The organism is Pseudomonas sp. WC2 (assembly GCF_050586545.1).
GTDB lineage: Bacteria > Pseudomonadota > Gammaproteobacteria > Pseudomonadales > Pseudomonadaceae > Aquipseudomonas.
In genome coordinates, this window is sequence record NZ_JBOBDR010000025.1 from 17,527 (window position 1) to 29,505 (window position 11,979).

The 11,979-nt window shown below is 57.5% G+C and carries 10 protein-coding genes and 3 tRNA genes; all 13 read right to left on the reverse strand.

The features are described 5' to 3' along the window. Window positions 1–57 precede the first annotated feature (57 nt). The 13 genes from ACQ4OE_RS24325 to glmM all read right to left on the reverse strand — a co-directional run bounded on the left by ACQ4OE_RS24325 (window position 58) and on the right by glmM (window position 11,974). A tRNA-Thr gene (locus ACQ4OE_RS24325) sits at window positions 58–133 on the reverse strand. A 129-nt stretch (window positions 134–262) separates the two neighbouring features. After that, a complete protein-coding gene (gene pnp, locus ACQ4OE_RS24330; RefSeq protein WP_122595200.1) occupies window positions 263–2,368 on the reverse strand; it encodes a polyribonucleotide nucleotidyltransferase in 2,106 nt (701 codons plus the stop codon). A gap of 193 nt (window positions 2,369–2,561) precedes the next feature. Beyond that, window positions 2,562–2,831 carry a 30S ribosomal protein S15 gene (gene rpsO / locus ACQ4OE_RS24335; protein ID WP_003197723.1) on the reverse strand — a complete coding sequence of 90 codons (270 nt, stop codon included), beginning with the start codon at window positions 2,829–2,831 and terminating at the stop codon, window positions 2,562–2,564. Between the two features lie 141 nt (window positions 2,832–2,972). Beyond that, window positions 2,973–3,890: a tRNA pseudouridine(55) synthase TruB gene (gene truB / locus ACQ4OE_RS24340; RefSeq protein WP_122595201.1), complete on the reverse strand. Its 918-nt coding sequence runs from the start codon at window positions 3,888–3,890 to the stop codon at window positions 2,973–2,975. A gap of 4 nt (window positions 3,891–3,894) precedes the next feature. Then, window positions 3,895–4,296, reverse strand: a complete 402-nt coding sequence (rbfA, locus tag ACQ4OE_RS24345) for a 30S ribosome-binding factor RbfA (RefSeq protein WP_122595202.1) — start codon at window positions 4,294–4,296, stop codon at window positions 3,895–3,897. 160 nt (window positions 4,297–4,456) lie between these two features. Continuing rightward, window positions 4,457–6,988, reverse strand: a complete 2,532-nt coding sequence (gene infB, locus ACQ4OE_RS24350; protein ID WP_430948188.1) for a translation initiation factor IF-2 — start codon at window positions 6,986–6,988, stop codon at window positions 4,457–4,459. A 27-nt stretch (window positions 6,989–7,015) separates the two neighbouring features. Continuing rightward, entirely contained in the window at window positions 7,016–8,497 is a 1,482-nt protein-coding gene (gene nusA, locus ACQ4OE_RS24355) for a transcription termination factor NusA (RefSeq protein ID WP_122595204.1), read from the reverse strand. Window positions 8,498–8,544: 47 nt separating this feature from the next. Further along, entirely contained in the window at window positions 8,545–9,003 is a 459-nt protein-coding gene (gene rimP / locus ACQ4OE_RS24360; protein WP_064387885.1) for a ribosome maturation factor RimP, read from the reverse strand. 139 nt (window positions 9,004–9,142) lie between these two features. Further along, window positions 9,143–9,219, reverse strand: a tRNA-Met gene (locus ACQ4OE_RS24365). Window positions 9,220–9,316: 97 nt separating this feature from the next. Next, window positions 9,317–9,402, reverse strand: a tRNA-Leu gene (locus ACQ4OE_RS24370). Window positions 9,403–9,424: 22 nt separating this feature from the next. After that, window positions 9,425–9,811 carry a preprotein translocase subunit SecG gene (gene secG, locus ACQ4OE_RS24375; RefSeq protein WP_016986497.1) on the reverse strand — a complete coding sequence of 129 codons (387 nt, stop codon included), beginning with the start codon at window positions 9,809–9,811 and terminating at the stop codon, window positions 9,425–9,427. Between the two features lie 4 nt (window positions 9,812–9,815). Beyond that, window positions 9,816–10,571, reverse strand: coding sequence for a triose-phosphate isomerase (tpiA, locus tag ACQ4OE_RS24380; RefSeq protein ID WP_008088336.1), 756 nt, complete (start codon window positions 10,569–10,571; stop codon window positions 9,816–9,818). Between the two features lie 65 nt (window positions 10,572–10,636). Next, window positions 10,637–11,974 (reverse strand): phosphoglucosamine mutase, encoded by a 1,338-nt coding sequence (glmM, locus tag ACQ4OE_RS24385; protein WP_430948189.1) that lies wholly within the window; start codon window positions 11,972–11,974, stop codon window positions 10,637–10,639. Window positions 11,975–11,979 lie beyond the last annotated feature (5 nt).

An 11,979-nucleotide genomic window follows, 5' to 3' on the forward strand; every position in this document is an offset into this window, starting at 1 on the left:
AGCCTCCTGCCCGCTTGCCAGGGAAGGTGTTCAGCGGGCTCAAGCGCGAAGGGAATCTGGTGCCCGAGACAGGAATCGAACCTGCGACCTTCGCGTTACGAGTGCGCTGCTCTACCGGCTGAGCTACACGGGCGGTGGGCTAAACCTAGCACCGGTCTCGGGCTCCAGCAACTTCACAGCGTGTCTCGCTATTTCGCGGACAAAAAAATGCCCCGCCGTTTTCACGGCGGGGCATTTTTATTGCGCTAAAGCTTGGGGGTGATTAAACGCCCGAAGCCTTGGCTGCTGCCACGTCTTTGATGGACAGCTTGATACGGCCGCGGTTGTCCACGTCCAGTACCAGCACTTCCACTTCCTGGCCTTCTTTCAGGATGTCGGTCACTTTCTCTACGCGAGCGTCGCTCAGCATCGAGATGTGTACCAGACCGTCCTTGCCCGGCAGGATGTTGACGAATGCGCCGAAGTCGACGATGCGCTCAACCTTACCGACGTAGATCTTGCCGATTTCAGCTTCTGCAGTGATGCTCAGAACGCGCTGACGCGCCGCTTCTGCTGCATCCTTGGTTTCGCCGAAGATCTTGATCGAACCGTCGTCTTCGATGTCGATCGAAGCCTTGGTTTCTTCGCAGATCGCACGGATGGTCGCGCCACCTTTACCGATAACGTCACGGATTTTGTCAGTGTCGATTTTCATCGCGATCATGGTCGGAGCGTTGGCCGACAGTTCGGTACGCGACTGGCCGATGATCTGGTTCATCTGACCGAGGATGTTCAGGCGCGCTTCCAGGGCTTGGCCCAGAGCGATTTCCATGATCTCTTCGGTGATGCCCTTGATCTTGATGTCCATCTGCAGCGCGGTCACACCTTTGGCGGTACCGGCTACCTTGAAGTCCATGTCGCCCAAGTGATCTTCGTCACCGAGGATGTCGGTCAGGACGGCGAACTTCTCGCCTTCTTTAACCAGACCCATGGCGATACCGGCAACTGGCGCCTTCATCGGCACACCAGCGTCCATCAGGGCCAGGGAAGCGCCGCAAACGGAAGCCATCGAGCTCGAACCGTTGGATTCGGTGATTTCCGAAACCACGCGGATGGTGTACGGGAACACGTCAGCGGCAGGCAGCATGGCCGAAACCGAGCGACGGGCCAGACGGCCGTGACCGATTTCACGACGACCAGCGCCACCCATGCGACCACACTCGCCCACCGAGAACGGAGGGAAGTTGTAGTGCAGCATGAACGGGTCTTTTTTCTCGCCTTCCAGGGTGTCCAGCAGTTGTGCGTCACGGGCGGTGCCCAGAGTTGCGACTACCAGAGCCTGGGTTTCACCACGGGTGAACAGCGCCGAACCGTGAGTCTTCGGCAGAACGCCGACTTCGATGTTCAGCGGACGTACGGTTTTGGTGTCGCGGCCGTCGATACGTGGCTTGCCGTTTACGATGTTTTCGCGAACGGTGCGGTATTCGATTTCGCCGAAAGCGGCTTTGACTTCGCTGGACGAAGGCTGGCCTTCTTCACCGGACAGCTTGGCAACCACCTGATCCTTCAGCTCACCCAGGCGAGCATAACGGTCGGCCTTGATGGTGATGGTGTAAGCCTGGGAGATCGCGTCGCCGAACTCGGCACGGATAGCGCCCAGCAGTTCGGTGGCTTCTGGAGCCGGAGCCCAGTTCCAGGTTGGCTTGGCAGCTTCAGCGGCCAGTTCCTTGACAGCGTTGATCACAACCTGGAATTCGTCGTGAGCGAACAGTACCGCGCCCAGCATCTGGTCTTCGGTCAGCTCTTTGGCTTCCGATTCAACCATCAGCACGGCGTCGGAAGTACCGGCAACGACCATGTCCAGGCTCGAAGCAGCTTGCTGCTCGTAAGTCGGGTTCAGCAGGTAGCCGGTGCTTTCGTGGAATGCCACGCGAGCGGCGCCGATCGGGCCGTCGAACGGGATACCCGAGATAGCCAGGGCAGCCGAGGTACCGATCATCGCAGCGATGTCCGGATCGGTTTTCTTGCTGGTGGAAACGACGGTGCAGACAACCTGCACTTCGTTCATGAAGCCTTCTGGGAACAGCGGACGGATCGGACGGTCGATCAGTCGGGAAGTCAGGGTTTCTTTCTCGGAAGGACGGCCTTCACGCTTGAAGAAACCGCCAGGGATCTTACCGGCAGCGTAAGTCTTTTCCTGGTAGTGAACGGACAGAGGGAAGAAGCCCTTGCCCGGATCGGCTTGTTTTGCACCGACTACAGTCACCAACACGCTGACGTCGTCGTCAACGGTGACCAATACTGCGCCGGAGGCCTGACGGGCGATACGGCCAGTCTCGAGGGTAACGGTCGATTGACCGAACTGGAATTTTTTGATTACCGGGTTCACGGTGTCCTACCTTCTTTGTGGCTCTTGGGGGAAACGGTTTCTTGCGAATTCTTGGGCAATGTCGGGAATCGGCCCAACGCCTGTCCAGGGTAAAACGTGTATCCAGATAAAACTTGAGGCTGGGAGCCTGCAAGGCGCCAGTGGTAAACCACTGACGTCCGACAGACAACCAACCTCATAGCGCAATCGCTGATTAGCGACGCAGACCCAGGCGAGCGATCAGAGCGCTGTAACGGCTCACGTCCTTGCCTTTCAGGTAGTCCAGCAGCTTGCGACGCTGGTTTACCATGCGGATCAGACCACGACGGGAGTGGTGATCTTTACCGTTGGCCTTGAAGTGACCTTGCAGTTTGTTGATGTTGTGGGTCAGCAGTGCAACTTGCACTTCTGGCGAACCAGTGTCACCAACAGCTTGCTGATAGTCAGCAACGATTTGAGCTTTTTCTTGAACGTCGAGAGCCATGAGGCAATCCTTTTATCAGGAAACTGTTTCAGGGAAACAGCTTCAACAGGCCAGGGACAAATCCCTGTATCTATAAATGAGTAGTGACCGTGCCTGTTAACAGCCACACTCGCCGACCTGCTGTTACACAGGCCGGTCCGGTCATTCTGACCGAATCAGTCGACGCGGCGCGATGCGCCCGTCTTCGCTCACTTCACCGATACCGATGAAGCGACCATTGTGATCCTGTACCCGCACCATGCCGAACTTCGGAGCATCCGGGGCACGTACCGGCTGGCCGTTGAGCCAGTAGAACGCGCTCGCTTCCGAGAAGTGCAGCAGCGGCCAATCCTGCAGGCCGCTGTCCGATGGCATCAGGAAGCGATCAACCGCTTCGTTGCCGCCTTCGGCATGTACCGCTTCGAGCTCTTCGAGGGTCACGGTCTGCGCCAGGGTGAAAGGCCCGGCCTGGGTACGACGCAGTTCAGCGACGTACGCACCACAACCGAGTTGCTCACCGATATCCTCCACCAGGGTGCGAATATAGGTGCCCTTGCTGCAGTCCACCGCAAGACGCGCAGTATCGCCCTCGAACGCCAGTAATTCCAAGCGCGCAATAGTAACAGAACGCGGTTCGCGCTCCACTACTTCGCCTGCACGGGCCAGCTTGTACAGCGGCTGGCCATCACGCTTGAGCGCCGAGTACATCGGCGGTATCTGACTGATTTGCCCACGAAATTTCGGCAAAGCCGCTTCGACATCGGCGCGACCAACGGTCACCGGGCGTTCCTGCAAAACCTCACCCTCGGCGTCTGCCGTGGTGGTGGTCTTGCCGAGCTGGGCCAGGGTTTCATAAGCCTTGTCGGAATCGAGCAGATATTGCGAGAACTTGGTCGCCTCACCGAAGCACAGCGGCAATACGCCGGAGGCCAGCGGATCGAGGCTGCCGGTGTGACCGGCCTTCTCGGCATTGAGCAGCCAGCGAACCTTCTGCAACGCGGCGTTGGAGGTGAACCCCAACGGTTTGTCGAGCAGGATGATGCCACTGACATTACGACGGATACGTTTGACCTGAGCCACCGAATTACTCCTTGGCGTCTTCAGGTTCAGCAGCGACCGGATGCTGATTGTCTTCAGCGACCGCACGCTCGATCAGGGCCGACAGGTGCGCGCCACGCACGACGGATTCGTCGTAGTGGAAGTGCAATTGCGGCACGCTGCGCAGCTTCATTTCACGGGCCAGTTGCATGCGCAGGAAACCTGCGGCGGCATTGAGCACCTTGATGCTCTGCGCGATGTCTTCAGCGTTGTCCTGCCCCATTACGGTGATGAAAATCTTCGCGTGACCGACGTCACGGCTGACTTCCACTGCAGTGATGGTGACCAGGCCAACACGTGGATCTTTGACTTCGCGACGGATCAGTTGAGCCAGCTCGCGCTGCATCTGATCGCCGATACGTTGGGTACGGCTGTATTCTTTTGCCATGATTTTGTTACCTGTTACTGCCCTGCGGTGAAACCCGCAAGGTCTGAAAGCGGCAAACGCCCGGCCTGACAAAAGCCAGACCGGGCGTTGCGTTTAGAGTCCGGGTGATGCGCCGCACCGTTGAGTGCGGCCGACCATCACGGCTCCTGAAGTGCGCGAGTTAGAGGCTGCGAGCAACCTGAACCTTCTCGAAGACTTCGATCTTGTCGCCGACTTTGACGTCGTTGTAGCTCTTCACGCCGATACCGCATTCCATGCCAGCACGTACTTCGGAAGCGTCATCCTTGAAGCGGCGCAGGGATTCCAGCTCGCCTTCGAAGATAACGATGTCTTCGCGCAGTACGCGGATCGGACGGTTACGGTGCACAACACCTTCGATCACCATGCAGCCTGCGATCGCGCCAAACTTCGGCGAACGGAACACGTCACGCACTTCGGCCACACCCAGGATGTTCTCGCGAACATCGCTGCCGAGCATACCGGTCAGGGCTTTCTTGACGTCTTCGATGATGTCGTAGATCACGTTGTAGTAACGCATATCCAGACCTTCCTGCTCGACGATCTTCCGTGCGCCAGCATCGGCACGCACGTTGAAGCCGAACAGTACAGCGTTGGAAGCCAGTGCCAGGTTAGCGTCGGATTCGGTGATACCACCGACACCGCCACCAACTACGCGCACTTGCACTTCGTCGTTGCCCAGGCCATTCAATGCGCCCTGCAGAGCTTCCAGGGAACCACGGACGTCGGATTTGAGGACGATGTTGAGCGTCTTCTTCTCGGCCTGACCCATGTTTTCGAAGATGTTTTCCAGCTTGCCGGCGTGAGCGCGAGCCAGTTTGACTTCGCGGAACTTGCCTTGACGGAACAGAGCCACTTCACGGGCTTTCTTCTCGTCAGCAACAACGCTCATCTCGTCGCCAGCGTCCGGAGTACCGTCCAGGCCGAGGATCTCGACAGGGATGGATGGACCGGCTTCTTTAATTGGCTTGCCGTTCTCGTCGAGCATGGCGCGCACGCGGCCATAGTTCGAACCGACCAGCACCATGTCGCCTTGGCGCAGGGTACCGTCTTGAACCAGAACGGTTGCAACCGGGCCACGACCTTTGTCGAGACGCGATTCAACCACAACACCACGGCCTGGAGCCGATGGAGTCGCTTTCAGTTCGAGAACTTCAGCTTGCAGCAGAACGGCTTCAAGCAACTCGTCCACGCCAGTACCGACTTTCGCCGAAACCGGTACGAACGGCGTATCACCGCCCCACTCTTCGGAAGTCACGCCGTGAACCGACAGTTCGCTACGGATGCGATCAAGATCGGCGCCCGGCTTGTCGATTTTGTTCACTGCAACAACCAATGGAACGCCAGCCGCGACCGCGTGCTGAACAGCTTCAATGGTCTGCGGCATCACGCCGTCGTCCGCTGCAACCACCAGAATCACGATGTCGGTCGCCTTGGCACCACGAGCACGCATTGCGGTAAACGCGGCGTGACCCGGGGTGTCGAGGAAGGTGACCATGCCGCGTTCGGTTTCAACGTGGTACGCACCGATGTGCTGGGTGATACCACCGGCTTCGCCAGCAGCTACCTTGGCACGACGGATGTAGTCGAGCAGCGAGGTTTTACCGTGGTCAACGTGGCCCATTACGGTCACGACCGGAGCACGGGAGAACGTCTCGCCTTCAAACTTCAGGGACTCGGCCAGGGAATCTTCCAGGGCGGTGTCGCTGACCAGGGTCACTTTGTGGCCCAGTTCTTCGGCTACCAGTTGAGCAGTTTCCTGATCAAGCACCTGGTTGATGGTCGCTGGAGTACCGAGTTTGAACATGAACTTGATGATTTCAGCAGCCTTGACCGACATCTGATTGGCGAGATCGCCAACAGTGATGGTCTCGCCGATCTGCACATCACGCACGACAGGGCCGGTTGGGCTCTGGAAACCGTGTGCATTGCGCTTCTTCAGCTTGGCCTTGCCGCGACCACCACGACGGAAGCCATCGCTTTCTTCGTCGGTAGTGCGTGGCGCCACACGTGGCGCCGGCGCTTTTTCTTTGACCGAGGCGCGATGCGGAGCGTTTTTGCGCTCGCCATCACCGCCACCGCTGCGACGATTGTTATCGTCAGCACGTGGCTTGTCCGGACGGCGCTGTTCGTTCTGCTTGTTGCGAACTTCAGCAGACGGCGCTGGAGCAGCGGCAACTACCGGCGCGCTTTCGCGTACTGGTTCGGCAGCGGCAGCCGGCGCCGAAACAGCGTCGGTGGTAGCAGTTTGCGGAGCAGCAGGCTGGCGACGCGCTTCTTCTTCGGCGCGCTGCTTGGCTTCTTGTTCAGCCTTTTGACGGGCAGCATTTTCTACTGCGCGACGCTCATCCAGTTCACGCTTGCGCTCGGCTTCGATTTCTTCCGGGCTACGCTGTACGAAAACTTTCTTTTTGCGAACTTCTACGCTGATGCTCTTGCTACCAGCCACACGCAGGGTGCTGGTGGTTTTACGCTGCAGCGTGATCTTGCGTGGTTCTTCCACTTTCGCCTTGTGGCTGCTTTTCAAGTGAGTCAGCAGGGACTGCTTCTCACTGTCAGTCACATTTTCTTCGGCGGCGGTGTGCGGCAGACCTGCCTCACGCATCTGCTGCAACAGGCGCTCTACCGGTGTTTTGACCTCATCGGCCAGTTGTTTCACCGTGACTTGCGTCATGCACTTCTCTCCTCAGGCCGCGCCTAATTACTCGAACCAGTGGGCTCGGGCGGCCATGATCAACTTGCCGGCACGATCATCGTCAATGCCGTCGATGTCGAGCAGATCGTCAATAGACTGCTCGGCCAGGTCTTCGCGGGTAATTACGCCGCGCACCGCCAGTTCCATCGCCAAATCCTTGTCCATACCCTCAAGCGAGAGCAGGTCTTCGGCCGGATGGGCGTCTGCCAGCTTTTCCTCAGTAGCGATGGCTTTGGTCAACAAACGATCCTTGGCACGAGCGCGAAGCTCGTTGACGGTATCTTCGTCAAAGCCGTCGATGTTGAGCATTTCTTCCAACGGTACGTAGGCAATCTCTTCCAGGCTGGTGAAGCCTTCATCTACCAGCACCTGTGCCAGGTCTTCGTCGACTTCCAGCTCGTCGATGAAATTGCGCAGGATGTCGCCGGTTTCTGCTTGCTGCTTAGCCTGGATGTCCGATTCGGTCATCACGTTCAGGGTCCAGCCAGTCAATTGGCTAGCCAGACGCACGTTCTGACCACCGCGACCGATGGCCTGAGCCAGATTGTCTGCGCCAACGGCGATGTCCATTGCATGGGCATCTTCGTCAACGATAATTGCCGCAACCTCGGCCGGGGACATGGCGTTGATCACGAACTGAGCCGGGTTGTCGTCCCACAGCACGATATCAACACGCTCACCGCCCAACTCACCCGACACTGCCTGGACGCGCGAACCGCGCATACCGATGCAAGCACCTTGTGGGTCGATGCGCTTGTCCTTGGAGCGGACGGCGATCTTGGCGCGCGAACCCGGATCACGGGACGCAGCCATGACTTCGATCAGGCCTTCAGCGATTTCCGGCACTTCGATACGGAACAGCTCGATCAGCATTTCCGGCGCAGTACGCGACAGGATCAGCTGCGGGCCGCGGTTCTCGGTGCGGATTTCCTTGAGCAGCGCACGCAGACGCACGCCAACACGGAAGGTTTCGCGAGAAATGATGTCTTCACGGGCCAGCAACGCTTCAGCGTTGTTACCCAGATCGACGATCACGTTGTCGCGGGTGACTTTTTTCACGGTGCCGGAGATGATTTCTCCCAGGCGCTCGCGATAAGCGTCGACCACTTGAGCGCGCTCGGCTTCACGCACTTTCTGCACGATGACTTGCTTGGCAGTCTGTGCAGCAATGCGGCCGAACTCGATGGATTCGATCTTTTCTTCGACGACGTCGCCAACGTTGGCACCCGGATGCGTCAGCGCAACCTTGCTCGGCCAGGTTTCGATGGCCGGATCGTCGAGATCATTCTCTTCGACAACCGTCCAGCGACGGAAAGTTTCGTAAGAACCGGTGTGGCGGTTAATTTCCACACGCAGGTCTACTTCGTCTTCAAAACGCTTTTTGGTAGCAGTGGCCAGAGCCAGCTCCAACGCTTCAAAAATTACGCTTGCCGGTACGCCCTTTTCATTGGATACCGACTCAACAACCAGCAGTACTTCTTTGCTCATCGTACGCCTCGCCTTTCGCAAGCCATTGGATCCGCGGGATCCGCGTCTCAGTCAAAACTGGGAATAATGTTGGCCTTGTCGATCATATCGATCGGCAACAGGAACTCATGGTCTTCAACCTGCACCACGACATCCTGTTCTTCTACACCGCGCAGAAGGCCCTGAAAGTTGCGTCGACCTTCAAAAGGCGAGCGCAGCTTGATCTTCACTTGTTCACCGGCAAATTTTGCAAACTGCTCAAGAGTGAACAGTGGGCGCTCCATGCCAGGCGAGGAAACTTCAAGGGTGTATTCAACGGTGATTGGATCTTCAACATCCAGCACACCACTGATCTGACGGCTGACAATGGCGCAATCGTCCACCAGCACGCCACCCTCTTTATCGATATAAACGCGCAACATCGAGTGACGACCCTGAGCCGAAAACTCGATACCCCAGCATTCATAGCCCAGGGCCACGACCACCGGGGCCAGCAAGGCCTGCAACTCTTCTAGCTTGCTCGACACCTGAACCCCCTAGTGCATGATATGTGCATGCTTTGCAAAATAAAAAAATGGGCGAAACGCCCATCCTTGAAACGCCGTCGAACAGCGGCGTTGAAAGTGTCCAGCTAACAAAAAGCCCCTTAAAAGGGGCTCCTTAAACTGGTTGCGGGGGCCGGATTTGAACCGACGACCTTCGGGTTATGAGCCCGACGAGCTACCAGACTGCTCCACCCCGCGACAAAGCTGGGGCGGAAGTATACGACCGATCCCTTATAGGGTCAATGTAACCTTCCACCTGCAAGAAAGCCCGCAACAGCGGGCTCTCCTGACTAATTGGTACCGAGAAGGGGACTCGAACCCCTACACCCTATGGGCACAACCACCTCAAGGTTGCGTGTCTACCAATTCCACCACCTCGGCAAAACTACGTTTGAAACCCTTCTTACTTCTGCTCTTGAGCTGGAGGTACGTCAGTCGCTGGAGTAGCCGACTTTTGCTCTTGAAGCACCGGGACATCATCAGAAGCCGGTTGTTGTTGCTTAGGTACTTCCAACACTGCTGGATTTGGGAGACCTGCTTGAGTCAGCTGATGAGCCTTCTCTTTAGCAAAGTAACCTAACCCCAAGCTGGTTATGAAGAAACCGGCGGCAAGTATAGCAGTAAACTTACTAAGAAAGGTAGAGGAACCTTGGCTTCCGAACACAGTATTTGAAGCACCTGCTCCGAAAGACGCGCCAGCGTCCGCACCCTTACCCTGCTGCAGCAAAACCAGAGCAACTACGCCCAATGCACCCAGCAGATGAAAAACGACTACGACTGTTTCCAGCATTTTTTCAGTTTCCCGCGGCGCGACAGATCGCACCGAACTCATCTGCATTCAGGGAAGCTCCACCAATGAGCCCCCCATCGATATCCGGCATGCCGAACAGTTCGACCGCATTGGCCGCCTTCACGCTGCCGCCGTATAGAAGCCGCACACCTCGTGCGACTTCAGAATTCTCTGCCGCCAGCTGCTCGCGGATGGCTTTATGCACATCCTGCGCCTGCTGCGGCGTTGCAGTCAGCCCGGTGCCAATGGCCCAGACTGGCTCGTAAGCAATGACTGCCTTGGCAAAAGCACCAACACCCAGCTCCTCGATGATGCTGCCAAGCTGACGCCCGACAACTTCAAGAGTTTTCCCGGCTTCGCGCTGCTCGAGGGTTTCCCCTACGCACAACACCGGAATCAAGCCACATGCCTGTGCCGCTGCGAACTTGCGATTCAGCATTCCGTCTCGCTCGCCCATTATCTGGCGGCGTTCGGAGTGCCCGACAAGCACCAGGGAACAACCTGCATCCACCAACTGACTCGGCGCTATTTCACCGGTCAATGCACCTTGCATGGATTCCACCGCAGAATTCTGCGCACCGACCGAAATCGATTTACCTTTCAAACCATCAATCACTTGATTGATATGCAAGCAAGGCGGGAATACCGCGACATCAACACCGCTTGGCAAGGCCAGATGACGAAGGCCGTTGATCAGCTCAGCGACGCTGGCGCGGGTACCGTGCATCTTCCAGTTACCAGCTACCATAGGGCGACGCATGCTGTACCTCGTCGGTCAAAGTGGGCGCAGATGTTACCCAACACAATCATGGCTTGCAAGCCGTATCAGGCAGAAACTTCAGTTACCAGTTTTGCCAGTTCTTCGGCATAGCTGCGAACCTGAGTTTCGTCCTCGCCTTCGACCATGACGCGCACCAGAGGCTCTGTCCCGGACTTGCGCAAAAGCACGCGCCCACGACCCGCCATTGCCTGGGTGACACGGGCACTCGCTTCCTTGACAGCCGGATGCTCCAGCGGACTTTCGCCACCGCCAAATCGCACGTTGATCAGAACCTGAGGGCACTTGCGCAGCGCCTGACGGGATTGCGCAAGGCCTTCATTACGGGTTTTCAGCGCCATCAACACTTGCAAGGCGGCGATGATCGCGTCACCGGTCGTGGTGTGGTTGAAGCAAACAATATGCCCCGAGTTCTCACCACCCACCAGCCAGTTACGCTCCAGCAACTCGGCGATGACATAGCGGTCGCCGACATTCGCACGAATGAACGGGATCGACAGATCCGCCAGCGCCAGCTCAAGACCAAGGTTACTCATCAGCGTGCCGACGACCCCCCCTTGCAGCTTGCCTCGCTCATGCAGGTCACGGGCAATGATGAACAACAGTTCGTCACCATCAACAATGGCGCCGGTGTGGTCAACCATCAGCACCCGATCACCATCGCCGTCGAAAGCAATACCCAGATCGGCGTGCTCAGCCAGCACCGCAGCCTGCAGCTGATCCATATGGGTCGAGCCGCAATTATCATTGATGTTCAGGCCATTGGGCTGGGCCGACAGCACGACAACTTCTGCGCCCAACTCACGGAAAACGCTCGGCGCCACCTTATAGGTCGCACCGTGCGCGCAATCGATAACGACCTTGAGGCCATTAAAATTGGTACCGGTTGGGACGCTACTCTTACAAAACTCAATGTAGCGACCGGAGGCGTCGTTGATACGCGACACTTTGCCGATCTTGCTCGACTCCACCACCGTCATCGGCGCATCCAGCAATTCCTCGATCATCAACTCCAGCTCATCTGGGAGCTTGGTGCCCTTCCCGGAGAAGAATTTGATGCCGTTATCATCATGCGGGTTGTGCGACGCACTGATGACGATGCCGGCTTCGGCTTGAAACGTGCGCGACAAATAGGCAATGGCCGGTGTCGGCATCGGGCCAAGCAACATCACGTCTGCGCCTGCAGACGTGAGGCCGGCCTCAAGCGCCGATTCGAACATATAGCCAGAAATACGCGTGTCTTTGCCGACGAGGACTTTGCAGGCGCCCATCTTGCGGAACGCCATACCGGCGGCCCAGCCGAGCTTCAGCATGAAGTCAGGAGTAATCGGGTATACGCCGACACGACCGCGAATGCCGTCGGTACCAAAATATTTTTTGCTCATAAGTG